General features: G+C 42.2%; 15 protein-coding genes. 10 read left to right on the plus strand and 5 right to left on the minus strand.

The features are described 5' to 3' along the window. Positions 1–9: 9 nt before the first annotated feature. Positions 10–1,560, plus strand: coding sequence for an ATP-binding protein (locus tag I6E11_RS02400; protein ID WP_235336221.1), 1,551 nt, complete (start codon positions 10–12; stop codon positions 1,558–1,560). Between the two features lie 93 nt (positions 1,561–1,653). After that, positions 1,654–2,544 carry a Fic family protein gene (locus I6E11_RS02405; RefSeq protein WP_235336222.1) on the plus strand — a complete coding sequence of 297 codons (891 nt, stop codon included), beginning with the start codon at positions 1,654–1,656 and terminating at the stop codon, positions 2,542–2,544. Between the two features lie 104 nt (positions 2,545–2,648). Here I6E11_RS02405 and scpA read toward each other — a convergent pair whose 3' ends face one another. Further along, the gene (scpA, locus tag I6E11_RS02410; protein ID WP_204401030.1) at positions 2,649–4,799 is read right to left on the minus strand and encodes a methylmalonyl-CoA mutase; all 2,151 of its coding nucleotides are present in this window, start codon (positions 4,797–4,799) and stop codon (positions 2,649–2,651) included. 2 nt (positions 4,800–4,801) lie between these two features. Then, positions 4,802–6,712 (minus strand): methylmalonyl-CoA mutase small subunit, encoded by a 1,911-nt coding sequence (gene mutA / locus I6E11_RS02415; RefSeq protein ID WP_235336223.1) that lies wholly within the window; start codon positions 6,710–6,712, stop codon positions 4,802–4,804. Between the two features lie 287 nt (positions 6,713–6,999). Here mutA and I6E11_RS02420 point away from each other — a divergent pair, with 287 nt between their 5' ends. The 5 genes from I6E11_RS02420 (at position 7,000) to I6E11_RS02440 (ending at position 14,016) form a co-directional block, all read left to right on the plus strand. Continuing rightward, entirely contained in the window at positions 7,000–8,682 is a 1,683-nt protein-coding gene (locus tag I6E11_RS02420) for a putative transporter (protein WP_235336224.1), read from the plus strand. Positions 8,683–8,864: 182 nt separating this feature from the next. Continuing rightward, positions 8,865–10,508 (plus strand): ABC-F family ATP-binding cassette domain-containing protein, encoded by a 1,644-nt coding sequence (locus tag I6E11_RS02425; RefSeq protein ID WP_235336225.1) that lies wholly within the window; start codon positions 8,865–8,867, stop codon positions 10,506–10,508. A 172-nt stretch (positions 10,509–10,680) separates the two neighbouring features. Next, on the plus strand, positions 10,681–11,505 hold the full coding sequence (locus I6E11_RS02430) for a DUF3805 domain-containing protein (protein WP_235336227.1): 825 nt from the start codon (positions 10,681–10,683) through the stop codon (positions 11,503–11,505). A 102-nt stretch (positions 11,506–11,607) separates the two neighbouring features. Next, entirely contained in the window at positions 11,608–13,473 is a 1,866-nt protein-coding gene (locus I6E11_RS02435; RefSeq protein WP_235336228.1) for an ABC-F family ATP-binding cassette domain-containing protein, read from the plus strand. 3 nt (positions 13,474–13,476) lie between these two features. Continuing rightward, positions 13,477–14,016, plus strand: coding sequence for a HEAT-like fold family protein (locus I6E11_RS02440; protein ID WP_235336229.1), 540 nt, complete (start codon positions 13,477–13,479; stop codon positions 14,014–14,016). 93 nt (positions 14,017–14,109) lie between these two features. Here I6E11_RS02440 and yihA read toward each other — a convergent pair whose 3' ends face one another. Together yihA and I6E11_RS02450 are read right to left on the minus strand one after the other, a co-directional pair. After that, entirely contained in the window at positions 14,110–14,715 is a 606-nt protein-coding gene (gene yihA, locus I6E11_RS02445) for a ribosome biogenesis GTP-binding protein YihA/YsxC (RefSeq protein ID WP_235336230.1), read from the minus strand. A gap of 46 nt (positions 14,716–14,761) precedes the next feature. After that, positions 14,762–16,216, minus strand: a complete 1,455-nt coding sequence (locus I6E11_RS02450) for a sodium:solute symporter (protein ID WP_235336231.1) — start codon at positions 16,214–16,216, stop codon at positions 14,762–14,764. An 86-nt stretch (positions 16,217–16,302) separates the two neighbouring features. On the opposite strand from I6E11_RS02450, the gene recR reads away from it, so the two are divergent. Genes recR through I6E11_RS02465 form a run of 3 tightly spaced genes read left to right on the plus strand, consistent with a single transcriptional unit; the run spans position 16,303 to position 17,915 of the window. Continuing rightward, the gene (gene recR, locus I6E11_RS02455) at positions 16,303–16,920 is read left to right on the plus strand and encodes a recombination mediator RecR (protein WP_235336232.1); all 618 of its coding nucleotides are present in this window, start codon (positions 16,303–16,305) and stop codon (positions 16,918–16,920) included. An 18-nt stretch (positions 16,921–16,938) separates the two neighbouring features. Then, entirely contained in the window at positions 16,939–17,400 is a 462-nt protein-coding gene (locus I6E11_RS02460) for a hypothetical protein (RefSeq protein ID WP_235336286.1), read from the plus strand. After that, complete coding sequence (locus I6E11_RS02465) at positions 17,397–17,915, plus strand: GNAT family N-acetyltransferase (protein ID WP_235336233.1); 519 nt, start codon at positions 17,397–17,399, stop codon at positions 17,913–17,915. The genes I6E11_RS02460 and I6E11_RS02465 overlap by 4 nt, the downstream gene beginning before the upstream one ends. A gap of 8 nt (positions 17,916–17,923) precedes the next feature. Here the strand turns inward: I6E11_RS02465 and I6E11_RS02470 are convergent, their stop codons facing one another. Beyond that, the gene (locus tag I6E11_RS02470; RefSeq protein ID WP_235336234.1) at positions 17,924–18,514 is read right to left on the minus strand and encodes a YqgE/AlgH family protein; all 591 of its coding nucleotides are present in this window, start codon (positions 18,512–18,514) and stop codon (positions 17,924–17,926) included. Positions 18,515–18,529 lie beyond the last annotated feature (15 nt).

Raw genomic sequence — 18,529 nt, forward strand, 5'->3', positions numbered from 1 at the left:
CAGTCAGTCATGAGCAAACTTTATCCTATAGGCATACAGAGTTTTGAGAATCTACGAAAGAGAGATTATATCTATGTTGACAAAACAGCATTGATATACCAGCTGATAAGTACCGGAAAGTATTATTTCCTCAGCCGTCCCCGCCGTTTCGGCAAGAGTCTGCTTATATCTACTCTCGAAGCGTATTTTTCCGGCAAACGTGAACTTTTTGCCGGGCTGGAAATGGAGAAACTGGAAAAGGAATGGATAGAGTATCCTGTGCTGCATCTTGACCTGAACACACAAAAATATGACAGTATAGAAAAGCTTGAAGGTATTCTTAATGACGCTTTGTGCAGATGGGAAGATATTTATGGTAGCAGGGAAAGTGAAACCAGCTTGTCTTTACGTTTTCAGGGGGTAATCCGCAGAGCAGCCGAAAAGACCGGACATAACACTGTTATTCTCATAGATGAATATGACAAGCCTATGCTTCAGGCCATAGGCAATCCTGAACTTCAGACAGAATACCGCAATACCCTGAAAGCTTTCTATGGAGCATTGAAGTCATGCGACGGATACATACAGTTTGCCATGCTAACAGGTGTTACAAAATTCGGAAAAGTAAGTGTGTTCAGCGATTTGAACAATCTGATGGATATCTCCATGATAAACCGTTTCTCCGAAATATGCGGAATAACCGAAGAGGAACTTCACAGATATTTTGATGATGATATTCACACTCTGGCCGAGAAACTTGGAACAGGTTATGAGGAAGCCTGCGCACGTCTGAAACTGAATTATGACGGTTATCATTTCAGCTTTAAGTCACCGGGTATGTATAATCCTTTCAGTATCCTCAATACCTTTGCCAATATGCAGATTGATAATTACTGGTTTGCCACGGGTACGCCTACATATCTGGTTGAGCTGATGAAGCAGCATAACTACAATGTTGAGGAGATAGAGGATATAGTGACCAGCGGTCCTGTTCTTGATTCCATAGATGCGGCATCCACCGACCCGGTTCCTGTAATCTATCAGAGCGGCTATCTTACAATCAAGGGCTATAATGAAGAGTTCGAGAACTACACTCTCGGTTTCCCTAACCGTGAGGTTGAGCAGGGCTTTTTCCGTTTCCTTCTTCCCAATTATGCCTCCGTCAGCGTAACAAAATCTCCATATGAGATACAGCGTTTCGTAACAGACGTGCGCAAAGGTGATGTGGATTCTTTCCTGATCCGCCTGCAGACTTTCTTCGATGATATACCATACGAACTTGCTCCACGCGACCGTGAGGTACACTATCAGAACATTCTCTACATAGTGTTCAAACTTATGGGATTCCATGCGGAAGTGGAGTATCATACATCGCGCGGACGAGTGGACCTCGTGCTGAAGACCTCCGACTATATCTATGTCATGGAATTCAAGCTTGACGGAACAGCCGAGGAGGCAATGGCTCAGATAGACGCTAAAGGGTATGCCTCCGCATTTGCAGCCGACGGACGAAAGGTAGTCAAGGTAGGAGTGAATTTCAGTTCCGAGACAAGAACTATAGACAGGTGGATAATAGCCTGACTTTATTTGAGTGAAATATTGCCGATATCGGCAAAAAATGTATCTTTGCCCTGATATTTTATTATATAAACTTGCCGATAGATTTTATAGGATATGAAATATATTTCAGTTACAGAATTCGCTGCCAAGCATGGTATATCGGAACGGACGGTTCGTAATTATTGTGCGACAGGTAAGATTGAGGGTGTAATACTGGTAGGTAAAACATGGAACATTCCTGCCGATTCGGAAGCTCCGAAGAGAGGAAGGCAAAAGCATGAGACTATGCCTTTGCTTAAAATATTGCGGGAACAAAAGGAAATGAAACTGAAAGGTGGGATATATCATCGGACTCAGATTGATTTGACATACAACTCCAATCATATAGAAGGAAGTCGCCTTACTCATGATCAGACGAGATACATATTTGAGACCAATACAATAGGTTTTGAGGGGGAAAGTGTGAAAGTCGATGATATTGTTGAGACCACAAACCATTTCCGTTGTATTGACATGATTATAGACAAGGCTGAAGAACGCCTGACAGAGGGATTCATAAAAGAACTTCACCGGATACTAAAGTCCGGAACTTCTGACAGTCTTAAATCATGGTTTGCGGTGGGTGATTATAAGAAGATACCCAATGAGGTTGGGGGAATGGAAACTGTCGCTCCTGAGAACACAAAACATGAGATTGCCAGGCTATTGAAAGAATATAATGCCATAAAGAAAAAGACTTTTGATGATATTCTTGATTTTCACCAGCGGTTTGAGTCAATACATCCTTTTCAGGATGGGAATGGTAGGGTAGGGCGACTTATAATGTTTAAGGAATGTCTTGCAAATGGTATAGTACCCTTCATTATAACCGATGAACTGAAGATGTTTTATTATCGTGGCTTGCAGCAATGGCCGCATATAAAGGAATATCTCAGAGATACATGTCTTGCTGCACAGGATGAATACAAGGTCTTGTTGGATTATTTCCGCATACAATATAATTGAATAAGTAAATAAAATCCGGTTTTTAAACACTGTTTAAATAGTATTTAATAACCATTTAAATAGCATTTAAAAACCGGATAATTTATTGTCTTACTTGTAGAATATTACTCTTCAGTTTCCATCAACAGTTCCATAACCTGGCAAGCAGATTTTGCTACTGATGTACCAGGACCGAAGATAGCCATAACGCCTGCCTTGTAGAGGAAGTCATAGTCCTGAGCTGGGATTACACCACCTGCGAATACAAGTATATCTTCGCGACCAAGTTTCTTCAGTTCGGCGATAATCTGTGGAATAAGAGTCTTATGACCAGCCGCAAGTGAAGAAACACCTACTGCATGAACGTCGTTTTCCACTGCATCGCGTGCTGCTTCTTCCGGAGTCTGGAACAATGGTCCCATATCAACGTCGAAACCACAGTCGGCGAAACCTGTTGCTACAACTTTTGCACCACGGTCGTGTCCGTCCTGACCCATCTTGGCAATCATTACACGTGGGCGGCGACCTTCTTTCTTCGCAAATTCTTCTGTCAGTTCGCAAGCTCTTGCGAAATCTGCATCTTTCTTACTTTCTGATGAATACACGCCTGATATTGTTCTGATTATTGCTTTATAACGTCCTACTACCACTTCGCAAGCATCTGAGATTTCTCCCAATGTAGCGCGAACTCGTGCTGCTTCGACTGCAAGTTCAAGCAAGTTGCCCTTACCTGTCTTCACACATTCTGTGATTGCTGCAAGAGCCTTGTCAACTTCAGCCTGGTTGCGGCCTTCCTTCAAGCGGCGGAGGTTTTCAATCTGTTCCTGACGAACGGCTGTGTTATCCACTTCGAGGATATCAATTGGGTCTTCTTTTTCAAGACGGTATTTGTTTGTACCCACGATAGTCTGTTCGCCTGAGTCGATACGTGCCTGAGTACGGGCTGCAGCCTCTTCGATACGCATCTTAGGGATACCTGTTTCGATGGCCTTTGCCATACCGCCCAGACGTTCGATTTCCTGAATATGTTCCCAAGCCTTGTGGGCAAGTTCGTTTGTAAGAGCCTCAACATAGTAAGAACCGCCCCATGGGTCAACGTTCTTGCATATCTGAGTTTCTTCCTGAATATAAATCTGAGTGTTACGTGCGATACGTGCAGAGAAGTCTGTAGGAAGTGCGATGGCTTCGTCAAGCGCGTTTGTATGCAGTGACTGAGTGTGACCAAGAGCGGCAGCCATAGCCTCGATACAAGTACGGCCTACGTTGTTGAATGGGTCCTGTTCTGTGAGCGACCATCCTGAAGTCTGTGAGTGGGTACGCAATGCAAGTGACTTAGGGTTCTTTGGATTGAACTGTTTTACAATCTTAGCCCAAAGCATACGTGCGGCACGCATCTTCGCAATTTCCATGAAATGGTTCATACCGATAGCCCAGAAGAACGAGAGGCGAGGAGCGAAGGCATCAATGTCGATACCTGCAGCTACACCGGCACGGAGATATTCAAGACCGTCGGCAAGAGTGTAAGCCAACTCGATATCTGCTGTAGCACCTGCTTCCTGCATGTGGTAACCAGAGATAGAGATTGAGTTGAACTTAGGCATCTTCTGTGAAGTATATTCGAAGATGTCAGAGATAATCTTCATTGAGAATGCAGGTGGGTAGATATATGTGTTACGCACCATGAACTCTTTAAGGATATCGTTCTGGATTGTACCTGCCATTTCTTCAAGTTTAGCGCCCTGTTCAAGTCCGGCATTGATATAGAATGCCATAACTGGAAGCACCGCACCGTTCATGGTCATTGATACGGACATCTTGTTCAATGGAATACCGTCGAAAAGAACCTTCATGTTTTCTAGCGAGCAGATAGATACTCCGGCTTTACCTACATCGCCCACTACACGTGGATGGTCAGGGTCGTAACCGCGGTGAGTAGGAAGGTCGAATGCTACTGAAAGACCTTTCTGGCCTGATGCAAGGTTACGGCGATAGAATGCGTTTGATTCTTCGGCTGTAGAGAATCCTGCATACTGGCGGATAGTCCAAGGACGGAAAGTGTACATCATTGAGTAAGGGCCGCGAAGATAAGGAGGGATACCTGCCACATAGTCAAGGTGTTCCATTCCTTCAAGGTCTTCTTTTGTATAGACCGGTTTTACCTGAATCTGTTCCGGTGTTCTCCAATTGGCTTCGATGCCATTGGCTTTCTGCCATTCCATACCGTCTTTAGGCTGGAATCCGGCATATATATCGATGTTTTTGAAATTCGGTTTCATAGTTATTTAATTCCTAACTTTTCGTTATACTCTTTTAAAGTTTCCAATACGTTGCAGCGAACGTGTATGAAGTTCTCAATACCTGCTGCCTTAAGGTCGTCCATACAAGCTGGGGCACCTGCTACGATATACATTGCACGTCCGTTCAGTGCCTTGAATGCAGGAATTGCATATTCTGCATATTCGTCATCGCTTGAACACATCACAACGATGTCTGCATTAGCCTTCATAGCAGCTTCCACGCCTTCTTCTACTGTAGCAAAGCCTAAGTTGTCAATAACCTCATATCCGGCACATGCAAGGAAGTTGCAAGAGAACTGTGCGCGTGCCTGACGCATAGCAAGGTTACCGATAGTAAGCATGAATGCTTTAGGACGCTTGCCTGAGTGTTCTATCTGCAGGCGGAGAGTTTCGAACTCACTTGCAGCACGTGACTTGTCAAGAGCCATGTAAGGAGCGGCTTCTTCTGTTCCGTGGCTGCATCCGCAGTTGCACTTGCATTCTTCAGGAGTCTTTTCGCCTGCCATTTCAGTGAAGTTAGGATACTGGTTTGTACCTAGGAGTATCTCTTTGCGTTTTGAAACAGCTTCATGACGAGCCTTGTTGCTTCCGTTTACAGCTTCCTGTACCTTGTTAGCTTTTACAGCTGCAAGGAAACCGCCTTCGTCTTCTGTAACCAGGAACAGGTTCCATGCCTGCTGAGCAATAGAAGCAGTCAGGTTCTCGATATAATATGAACCGGCAGCAGGGTCAACTATACGGTTGAGGTGAGATTCTTCCTTGAGCAATAACTGCTGGTTGCGTGCCAGACGTTCTGAGAATTCGTTAGGAGTTTCGTAAACACTGTCGAAAGGAGTGACTGTGATAGAGTTTACACCTGCCAGAGCGGCACTCATGGCTTCAGTCTGAGTACGTAGCAGATTTACATGAGCATCGAAAAGTGTAAGGTTGAATTTGGATGTTTCAGCATGTGCAACCATCTTGCAAGCGCAGTAGCAAGTACCGTCTGCACCAGTGTTAGAACAGTCTTTACGAGGACATTGAGGATTATATTCTTTTACGATGTTAGCCCAAAGCATGCGTGCGGCACGGAATTTGGCGATTTCCATGAAATAGTTTGAGCTGATACCGAAGTTGAATTTTATTTTCTTTGCGGCGAGAGCGGCAGGAACACCTGCTTCTACCATCTGATTGAGATATTCATTACCCCAAGAGAGTGCATATCCCAATTCCTGATAGATATATGCACCGGAATTATTAAGGTCAACACAGTTTACGGTAATGCAACGGAATTTTGGATATTCTGCCAAAATCTCAACAAGTTTTTTTGCGTTGGCAATAAGTCCGCTTCTGTCTTTGCCTTTGCCTAACATCTTGCTGATAGGGTCGAAGTTGACAGAACCCTGCAAACTTTTAGGATCGTATCCTCTTTCCTTGAAATAAGCTACAAGTAATTCTGCCAGTTCTACTGTGTGTCCCTGACATGTAGAGAAGTTCAGTTCTACACAGTCACAACGGATGTCTTTCAGCAGTGTTGCTATATATCCGGCACTTAAATCAGATGCCTTTACTTTAAATCCAAGTGAATCAACGCCTTTGTTTAGCAAGTCCAGAGCCTTGGCATTTGCTTCAGTCGGATCGATGACTTTTATATCCTGACGTATGAACCAAGTATTGTCGTCTTTTTTTATTCCTCTTACGTATGGGAATTCTCCGGGAAGTCCTTCTGTTGTTTTTAGTCCTTCAAGGTCTTCTTTACGATAGAATGGTTTTACTTTAAATCCTTCGTTGGTTTTCCATACCAACTTCTTTTCAAAATCAGCGCCTTTAAGGTCAACTGTAATCTTATCCATCCATTCCTGTGTACTGACGGAAGGGAAATCGGAAAAGAGTTTTTCTTTACTATCTGCCATAGTTGATTAGGTTTATATAAATAGGTTATATTTTTAAATATGTACTTTATGTTTTCAGTACCGTTGTAGGCAAAGATACAAATTAATTGCAATCTCGGACGTTTTCTGACATGAAATACACTCTCCATAAACATTTATTTTATAAATCATGTCTATTTTTTATTGTATTGTAAAGTCCATATGGCAAAAAAACTTTCACTCTAATTACTTTTGAGGCTTATAATTTGACACCTTATTGATTTTTAACTACTTTTGTCGGAAATTATTTATGTGTTATTTAATAAACTATGAATTGGTTAAGTGATTTGTTGTTCAATCCCGATTCTATAGCCCACATTGTTGCTCTTTATGCCTTTGTTATTGCGGTGGGTGTATTATTGGGAAAAATCAAGATCTTCGGCATATCGCTGGGGGTTACATTCGTCTTGTTCGTAGGTATTCTGGTTGGTCATTTCGGATTTACCGGCAATACGTCTATTCTTAATTTCGTACAAGACTTCGGGTTAATTTTATTTGTGTTCTGTATCGGACTTCAGGTCGGTCCTTCTTTCTTTTCATCGTTCAAGAAAGGTGGTGTGGCCATGAATATGATTGCAGTGGGTATTGTTGCCTTAAACATTGCCGTTGCCTTAATCATGTATTTTGCCCTTCAGGGAAGGGTAGACATACCAATGATGGTCGGTATATTATGTGGAGCCGTAACAAATACCCCTGGACTTGGTGCCGCAAATGAGGCACTCAATCAGATAAACTATAACGGTCCGCAGATTGCCAATGGATATGCATGTGCTTATCCGTTGGGAGTTATTGGTATTATCTTGTCTATGATTCTGATACGTTTGATTTGCAGAATCGACTTGAGCAAGGAAGAGGAAGAAATAAAGCGTGGTGAAGAAGCCAATCCGCATCTGAAGCCTTTCTTCCTTAATCTTGAAGTACACAATGAGGCTTTGCTTGGTAAGACAGTATTGCAGGTCCGCAACTTCCTTGCACGTGATTTCGTTTGTTCACGAATCATGAAGAGCGATGGATGTGTGTATATTCCTAATGCAAATACAGTGCTTGAATTGAACGATAAAATGTTTATCGTATGTGCGGAAGATGACTCAGAAGCTATTATAGCATTTATAGGTCCTGAAGTACAGAATGTAAACTGGGAGGCTCAGGGAAATACAGACAAGCCGATGGTTTCGCGCCGTATTCTTGTAACCCAGTCAAATATTAATGGTAAGACACTTGGAGAGTTGCATTTCAGCAGTATGTATGGAGTAAACGTAACACGTGTAAACCGTTCCGGTATGGACCTGTTCGCTTCGCGCCAGCTTACTCTTCAGGTGGGTGACCGTGTGATGGTAGTAGGTCCGCAGGATGCTGTAGACCGTGTGGCCGGTTTGCTTGGTAACCAGTTGAAACGTCTTGACCATCCTAATATCGTTACAATCTTTGTAGGTATCCTTTGCGGTATTCTGTTCGGTAGTCTTCCATTTGCTATTCCTGGAATACCTACACCTGTCAAGTTAGGTTTGGCAGGAGGTCCGCTTATCATATCTATTCTTATAGGTCGTTTCGGACATAAAGTAAAATTGGTTACTTATACTACAATGAGTGCCAATTTGATGCTTCGTGAGGTAGGTTTGGCTTTGTTCCTTGCCAGTGTGGGAATAAAGGCAGGAGGAAGTTTTGTGCAGACAGTAGTAGAGGGAGACGGACTGCTTTATGTAGGTATAGGTTTCCTTATCACTATAATACCTCTTGTTATTATGGGTATAGTGGCACGATGGAGACACAAAATCAACTATTATACACTTATGGGACTTATTGCCGGAAGTAATACTGACCCACCTGCATTGGCATATGCAAACCAGGTGTCAAGCAATGATGCACCGGCTGTAGGTTATTCTACAGTTTACCCATTGAGTATGTTCTTGCGTATTCTTACGGCTCAGTTGTTGATATTGCTTATGGCATAACAGATAATTTTATATGAAATGTGTATTGGCAAGTGGATAAGGAACAATATCCCCGTCTGCTTGCCAATTGTTTTGTAATGGAAATTCAACTCAAAACTTACGATTTCAATATATTTAGACAAAAGAACATAAGAACTCATAAGCTGACAACTAAAAACTAACAACTAAAAACTTAAAAAAATATGATTTCAGTAGATGGATTGACCGTCGAGTTTGGCGGTACCACCTTGTTTAGCGACATTAGTTTCCAGATAAATGAAAAGGACCGTATAGCCCTGATGGGAAAAAACGGAGCCGGCAAGTCAACCCTTTTGAAAATCCTTGCAGGAGTCCGACAGCCTACACGCGGTAAGGTGACAGCCCCTAAGGATTGTGTTATAGCATATCTTCCACAGCATCTTATGATAGAAGATGGCAGAACCGTATTCGAAGAAGCATCGCAGGCTTTTGCTCATCTTCAGGAAATGGAGCAGGAAATAGAAGCAATGAATAATGAACTGGCCACAAGGACAGATTACGAGAGTGACTCGTATATGGCTCTCATTGAGAAAGTGGCAGCCATGAGCGAAAAGTTCTATGCCATAGATATGACCCACTTTGAGGAAGACGTGGAAAAGGCGCTTCTCGGTCTTGGTTTTATGAGGGAAGATTTCAACCGCCCTACAAGTGATTTCAGCGGTGGATGGCGTATGCGTATAGAATTGGCAAAACTTCTTCTTCAGAACCCTGATGTATTGTTGCTCGACGAGCCGACTAACCATCTTGATATCGAGTCTATACAGTGGCTTGAAGAATTCCTTATCAACAGTGCAAAAGCAGTAGTGGTAATCAGCCATGACCGTAAATTTGTCGACAATATCACTACACGTACCATAGAAGTAACTATGGGACGTATATACGACTATAAAGTGAACTACTCCCAGTATCTTGTTCTTCGCAAGGAACGTCGCGAACAGCAGATGAAGCAGTATGAAGAACAGCAGAAGATGATTCAGGAGACGAAAGACTTTATAGAGCGTTTCAAGGGTACATACAGTAAGACACTTCAGGTACAGAGCCGTGTGAAGATGCTTGAGAAACTTGAACTGATAGAGGTGGACGAGGAAGATACTTCGGCATTGAGACTAAAATTCCCGCCATCGCCACGCAGTGGAAGTTATCCTGTGATAATGGATGGAGTAGGAAAGACGTATGGCGATCATGTGGTGTTCCGCAATGCCAGTCTCACGATAGAACGTGGCGACAAGGTAGCTTTTGTAGGAAAGAATGGTGAAGGAAAGTCTACACTTGTGAAATGTATAATGAATGAGATAGACCACGAAGGAACTCTTACACTGGGCCATAACGTCCAGATAGGTTATTTCGCACAGAACCAGGCTTCGCTTCTTGACGAGAATCTGACGGTATTCCAGACTATAGATGATGTGGCTAAAGGTGAAATCAGAAACAAAATCAGAGATTTGCTTGGTGCGTTTATGTTCGGCGGACCGGAAGAGTCAATGAAGAAGGTTAAGGTGTTGTCGGGAGGTGAGCGTACCCGTCTTGCGATGATAAAACTTCTTCTAGAGCCGGTTAATCTTCTTATTCTTGATGAGCCTACCAACCATCTTGACATGAAAACCAAGGATATACTGAAACAGGCTCTCATGGATTTCGACGGAACTCTTATTGTGGTATCCCATGACCGTGACTTCCTGGACGGACTTGTAACCAAGGTTTATGAATTCGGCAACAAGAAGGTTAAAGAACATCTTTGCGGTATATACGAATTCCTTGAAACAAAGAAGATGGAAAGTCTTCAGGAATTGGAAAAGAAGAACAGATAAAATTTCACTCTCAATAAAATAAAAAAAACGTCTCCATGTTTTGATTAAAACGCTTTGATGTTTCAATTAAAACGTCGAGACGTTTTTTTTTGAACATGCCGATTTTCAGTTATCCTAGTAATATATTATATTTGCATAATAATTGAGTATTAACATCTAAACCATTCATAATATGAAATATATTTCTCCCGGTTCATGGTTCTCGCTGGAATATCCGGCAGGATGGCATGAGTTTGAAGATACAGAAGACAGTTTCTTGTTTTATAACCCAGAAAAATGGAACGGTAATTTCAGAATATCAGCATTCAAAGGTCAAGACAATAGGTATGCCGAGGAGTGTATGGATTATGAATTGAAGAACAACAGAACTTCAAGGCAGGTTAAGGTAGGAGAGTGGCCGTGTGTATATTCTACCGAGAATTTTCAGGAAAACGGAAACTGGTATACTTCACATTTGTGGATTACCGGTAAGGGAGATATTTCGGTGGAATGTTCATTTACTGTAGCTAAAGGAGAAAGTCCTAAACCTGCAGAAGGCATTATAACTTCATTGAAGGTGAGATGCGAAGGTGATAAACCGTGGAAGGAGATAATCCCAGTACGAGTTCTTGAAATAAATGCCATCAATGAAAGTTTTGACTGGGCGGTGATGACTATCAAAAAACAGCTTACTAAGGACTTTACTTCATCAGAGACGGACATTGCCAGCATTCAGAAGGTGATGGACAGCGGTAAGTTCAATAACAGTCAGCGTCAGGCATGGGAATCGTTCGGAATGGCTTTTGGTGCTATATTGGTAAATGAAATGGACGGTATGGAGTGGGTAACTGTAATTGATGGCCAGAAAGAATATCCTGCTCTGAAATTTGCAGATACAGATGTTATGGTGTATCCGCAGCAGTTGGTATGGAGCAGGGTTAAGAACGGTAAGTCATGTAGCCTGAAAGCCGAATTCGACAAAATAAAAGCAGAGGTGGAAAAGGCGATAAATAATTAAAAGATTACGAGGTTTCAGTTACAGGGTTACAAGGTTTGTGTCAGATTGGAAGCCTTGTCAACTCGTCAACTTGTATCCTTGTCAACTATAAACAAAACTCAAATGACTCCATATTTACAGGTAGAAAATCTTACCAAATCCTTCGGCGATTTGGTTTTATTCAATTCAATATCTTTCGGAGTAGCCGAGGGACAGCGCATCGGTCTGATAGCGAAGAACGGCTCTGGGAAAACAACATTGCTAAATATCCTGGCAGGAAAGGAAGGCTATGACGATGGAAAGATTACTTTCCGTCGCGACCTCCGTGTGGGTTATCTTGAACAGAGCCCTCAGTATCCTGACGATATAACTGTGCTAGAGGCATGTTTCTATCATGGAACTCCGGTGGTGCAGCTCATAAAGGAATATGAGAAATGTATGGAGACAGAAGGTAACCCCGGACTGGAGGATTTGCTGGCACGCATGGAGCACGAAAAGGCATGGGACTACGAGAGAAAGGCTAAACAGATTCTTTCGCAGTTGAAAATCAGGGATTTCAACCAGAAAATCAAACAGTTGTCGGGTGGTCAGCTTAAGCGTGTGGCTCTTGCCAATGTGTTAATAACAGAGCCGGACCTGATTATACTTGATGAGCCAACCAACCATCTGGACCTTGATATGACAGAATGGCTGGAGGAATATCTGAAACGCGGAACTCTGAGCCTGCTGATGGTGACTCACGACAGATATTTCCTTGACCGTGTATGCTCTGAAATTATCGAGCTTGACAACAAGCAGGTATATTCATATACAGGAAACTACAGTTACTATCTTCAGAAACGCCAGGAAAGGATAGATGCAGCCAATGCGGAAATAGCAAGGGCAAACAATCTCTATCGTACAGAGTTGGAGTGGATGCGCCGTATGCCGCAGGCTCGTGGACACAAAGCGAGATACAGGGAAGAGGCTTTCTATGAACTGGAAAAGGTGGCTAAAAGAAGAATGAACGACTCGAATGTGAAGCTTGATGTAAAGGCTTCTTACATAGGGTCGAAGATATTCGAAGCCGACCATCTCTATAAGAGTTTCGGCGACCTGAAGATTCTTGACGATTTCTCATACATCTTTGCTAGATATGAAAAAATGGGTATCGTGGGAAACAACGGTACCGGTAAGTCTACTTTCATAAAAATCCTTATGGGATTGCAGCAGCCTGACAGCGGGCGTCTTGACATAGGTGAGACTGTACGTTTCGGTTACTATTCGCAGGAAGGACTTCAGTTTGACGAGCAGATGAAGGTGATAGACGTTATAACGGACATTGCCGAGGTGATAGAACTTGGTAACGGCAAGAGACTTACGGCATCGCAGTTCCTTCAGCATTTCCTTTTCACTCCGGAGACTCAGCATAGTTATGTCTATAAGTTGAGTGGTGGAGAAAGACGACGCCTGTATCTATGTACAGTTCTGATGCGCAATCCTAATTTCCTTGTTCTGGACGAGCCTACAAACGACCTTGATATTGTTACATTGCAGGTGCTTGAAGAATATCTTCAGAATTTCAAGGGATGTGTGATTGTAGTAAGCCACGACCGCTACTTTATGGATAAGGTGGTGGATCATATTCTGGTGTTCAACGGACAGGGTGATATCCGCGATTTCCCGGGCAATTATTCTGATTATCGAGACTGGAAACTGGCAAAGCAAGACCGCGATAAGGAAGCTGCCAAACCAAAGGAAGAAAAGACACAGAAGGTGCGTCTGAATGACAAACGCCGTATGACTTTCAAGGAGAAGAAGGAATTTGAGCAACTTGAAAAGGAAATAGCCGAACTGGAAGCAGAGAAGAAGGCTATAGAAGATGCTCTTTGTAGCGGTACATTGAGTGTGGACGAGCTAACAGAGAAATCGAAGCGTCTGCCTGTGCTTACTGACGAGATAGACGAAAAGACTATGCGTTGGATGGAACTAAGCGAAATAGAGGGATAGGATATGGATTTCCGAAAAAGACTTCTACAACGTTTGAGTCAGGACGACATACACGAGATATGTTTTCTCACTCAAGGTACGGACAATGACAGTCTGAAAGAAGAACTATATACCCTGATATCTGATGAGGATGTCAGGGTTTCATATAATGCCTTGTGGGTGTTCACCCATTTTGACCTGGCGAATAATAAATGGCTGTATTCAAAGCATGATGAACTTATTGACAAGGTTATTGCTGAAAAACATGAGGGAAAGAAACGCTTGCTTCTCACTCTTCTGTTAAGACAGCCGTTTGAATGTGACACTCTGCGTACCGATTTTATCGATTTCTGTTTTGAGACTATACTGTCATCGCATGAGTCGTATGCTAACCGTGCTTTGTGTATGAAGCTGGCATACGAGCAGTGCAGGTTCTTTCCGGAACTTTTGTCTGAATTAAGTAATTGTCTTGAAATAATATCTACTGAGCCTCTATCTTCAGGACTTAAGACGGCCATGCGTAATGTGATGAAGAAGATATTGAAAAATGTACGTAGTGTGTAGATAATGTATTGTATTTATAGCTCAGAAAACGATTATAGAAATTAATCCGCTATATACATTTTTGATGATGAATGTATAAAGCGGATTAATTTTTTATTGTTCTTTCAGTGATTTATTGATACTGTCTATATAGTCAAGTATCTCCTGTCTGCCGGTACCGTTCTCAGATGAAGAAACGAAATGAGGAGGAAGTTCTTCCCATTGTTCTTTCAGCTTGTTCAGGTAGTTGTTTACATTTTGTCTTGTTTTGCCTACAGTCTGTTTGTCGGCCTTGGTAAAGATAATTGCAAATGGAACACCGTTTTCGCCAAGCCATTCTATGAACTCAAGATCTATTTTCTGAGGCTCATGACGGCTGTCGATTAGTACAAAAAGGCAGGTAAGCTGTTCGCGCTCAAGAACGTAGTATTCTATGAGGTTCTTGATTTTTTCCATCATCTTCTTACCTCTCAATGCAAAACCATATCCGGGAAGGTCTACAAGATACCATTCCTTGTTGATAAGGAAGTGATTGATGAGCAGAGTCTTACCAGGGGTAGATGAAGTCATGGCAAGCTTAGGTTTCTTTGTCAGCATATTGATGAGGCTGGATTTTCCTACATTGGAACGACCGATGAAAGCATATTCCGGTATATCCGATTTTGGACACATATCAGCTCTTGAGCTGCTTATTGTGAATTCTGCACTTTTTATTTCCATATATGTATATGAGTTTTTAGTTTGTTGACCATGTTCTGTAAAGACACTAATTGACTCTCTTATTTATGCTTAACACTGCAAGTCCAAGGAATGTAAGCAGCCCGTTGAACATAAGCATTTCGTAACCGAACTTATATCCTGTGGCATTGAAAGTTATGGTATCGATTATATAGCAAACCACAGGTGATGCTATGGCTACATAAGGAACAAATCTGTCGCGAGGTTTCAGCTTTGTGAATAGTCCGAAACAGAACAGTCCGAGGAGTGGTCCGTAAGTGTATGAAGCCAATACGTATATGGTGTCTATCACGCTTGGGCTGTCTATAGCTTCGAACGCCAGAATGCATGCTACGAACACTATGCTTATGCCAAGGTGTGTGATTTTCCTTACTTTCACGGCTTTCTTTTCGCTATATCTGTCTGTATTCAGAATGTCTATACAGAAACTTGTTGTAAGGGCAGCAAGAGCAGAATCGGCACTCGAAAATGCTGCTGCTATTATTCCTATGGTAAAGAACACCAGTACAGCATATCCCAGATGACCGCCGGCTGCAAACATGGGAAGGAGGTCGTCGCCCTTGGCCGGAATGTCTATATTCATCTGTGTGGCTGCTACCATGAGCAGGATTCCCAATGAAAGGAATAGCAGGTTTACAGGTACGAATGATATCCCGTAGCAGTACATATTCTTTTGTGCTTCTTTCAGATTACGGCAGGAAAGGTTTTTCTGCATCATGTCCTGGTCAAGTCCTGTCATTACTATGGTTATGAATATTCCACTGAAGAACTGTTTGAAGAAGTTCTGTTTAGACTGCCAGTCATCGAAAACGAATATGCGGCTTTCGCTGCTGTTCTTTATGGTGTCTATCACTCCACCAATGTTCAGGTTCAGCTTATCTGCCACATTATATAGTATCAGTCCCAAAGCAAGCAGTAGGCATAATGTTTGCAGACTGTCTGTCCATACTATTGTGCGTATTCCGCTTTTGTGTGTATACAGCCATATCAGAAGTACTGTTCCGATGGCTGTCACGGCAAACGGTATGTTGTAGGCATCGAACACGTAGTGTTGCAGAATGATGCATACCAGATATAGTCTGGCTGCTGCTCCCAACATTTTGGATATTAGAAAGAATGAAGCTCCTGTCTTATATGAATATCTGCCTATTCTTTGCCCCAGATATGTATATATTGACGTAAGGTTCAGCTTATAGTATAAGGGGAGGAGTACGTGTGCTATTATCAGATACCCCACAAAGAAACCCATGCACGTCTGCATGTAGGTCATGTCTATATTTTTTACCATTCCAGGTACGGATACGAAGGTTACTCCAGAGAGTGATGCGCCTATCATGCCGAATGATACTATATACCAGGGAGACTGGCGGTTGCCGCGAAAAAATGCATCGTTGTCCGAGTGGCTGCGGGCTGTGACACGGGATATGCCCAGCAGTATTCCGAAATAGATTATTATGGTGATAAGGATAAATATTCCGTTCATGTTATTAGTAAATTAAAGCACAAAGATAATCAGATTTTTTGTATTTTTGCGGCTTGAAGTAAACTAACAAACTCAAAAAAGACACAATGAACCAACAATATCCATCGGTACTTTTGGAAAAGGCAGTAGACGAGTTCTCGCGCTTGCCTGGCATTGGCAGGAAGACTGCTATGCGACTTGTCCTGCATCTTCTGCGTCAGGATACTGAGGCTGTAGAATCGTTCGGTAATGCGATTGTCACGCTTAAGCATGAGGTGAAATACTGTAAGGTATGTCATAATATTTCGGATACGGATGTCTGCCGGATATGTTCCACTCCTTCGCGAGATTCTTCAATTGTGTGTGTAGTCGAGAATATCCGCGATGTTATGGCTGTAGAGAATACCCAGCAGTTCAATGGACTATATCATGTGCTTGGTGGTGTGATTTCTCCTATGGACGGTGTGGGACCTAATGACTTACAGATAGACAGTCTTGTGGATCGTGTCAGGGCAGGTGGAGTGAAAGAGATAATTCTGGCCTTGAGCTCCACAATGGAAGGCGACAGTACCAACTTCTATATCTTCCGTAAACTGAGCGGACTTGACGTTAAGGTATCTGTTATTTCGCGAGGTATCTCAATAGGCGATGAACTGCAGTATACGGATGAGGTTACTTTAGGACGTTCTATAGTGAACAGAATAGAATTTACCGGTAAAATGTGATAAAACAAAATTTTAATGATGGAAAAGAAAATAGACAGATTGCTAAGGCTGCTTAAAATAGAGTTTGCTATCATGTGGGTGATTATTATAGCTCTGATGGCAGTATATGAAAATGGTATCCTGGAGGAAGGGGTCCTGGTTGGTAATGCCAGTGCCGAATATATTGCTCAGTTGACTGGTGTATTGCTTGCAATATGCCTTATTCCGATGTCGTTACGAATCTTCAATCTGTCGCTTACAAAGTATATAAGGAATCTTGATATTGATAATGCTCTGAAGAGTTACCGTCGATGGAGTGAGGTAAGGATTATATTACTGTCGGTAGTGGCTGTGTTCAATATTTCTCTATATTATTGGACTATGGATACGACGGGGTTGCTTTGCGGAGCTATGGCATTACTGGCTTCAATGTTCTGCGTCCCAGGTAAGAAAAGACTGCTTTCGGAACTTGATTTACTAAAAGAAGAGGAGGAGTCATGAATCCGGATATAATTCTTCGTGCACCAGAGCCGGAAGACCTTGACATCATGCTGGCTATAGAAAACAATTCTGATTTATGGGTACATAATGGTGGTAATACCGGACCTTATTCACGTTATCAGATGAAACAGTACATAGCTGCCAATACTAACAATATATATACTGACCAACAGTTGAGGCTTATGATTGTATTGTCTGACGGTGAGGTGGCAGGAATAATAGATGTTTTCGATTTTGATGTACGCAACAATAGGGGAGAGGTTGGAATAGTAGTGCTGCCTGAATTCAGGGGAAAGGGTATTGGTCGGAAAGCCCTTAGTCTGATAGAGGAGCATTGTTTCAGATTTTTGAGTATGAATCAGCTATATGCCTATGTCAGGTGCGATAATATGGCAGGACGTAACACTTTCCTTGCATGCGGATTTAAGGAAACAGCTGTCCTTAAATCGTGGATACGTCGCGGACAGCAGTATTATGATGTATGTATGTACCAGAAAATAATGGAAACAGAATAACTTGCGTGTCAGTTCATTGACGGTATGGCTGGATATTTAGCCCATGTGCAGTATGGCTCTCCCATATCGTTCAGACTGTTCTGCCATAAGTTTCTATGGCTTTCATTGAATAGTCTTTCTTTTGATATTTCGCTTACTATCCATGTGTTGTCTTTCATTTCGGACTGTAATTGTCCCTCGCTCCATCCTGCATATCCCAGATAGAAACGAACTCTTCCTATATATGTATTCTCTGATTTTATGCAATCTATCATCTGGCCGAAATCTCCATTCATGAAGAGTCCGTTTCCTAGCGGAAGTGAATCTTTTATTTTCTCTATGTCGTGTATAAAGAACATTGTATCACGTCCTACGGGACCTCCTTTATAGACAGGTATTGAAGGTACATTATCTAAATCTTTAACCAGGTCGTTTAATGCTACGTGGTATCTGAAATCTTTGTTCAGTACAACACCCATATCGCCTTTATCTTCGTGATTTATCATAAGTATCACTGAGCGTGAGAAATGATAGTCATTTAATAATGGTGAAGCTATTAATATTCTGCCTTTGTTGGGAACTATGTTGTTGGATTTAACTTGAAATATATTTTCGTACATATATTGCCTTGATTA

This window comes from Bacteroides caecigallinarum, assembly GCF_021531075.1.
Lineage (GTDB): Bacteria > Bacteroidota > Bacteroidia > Bacteroidales > Bacteroidaceae > Phocaeicola > Phocaeicola caecigallinarum_B.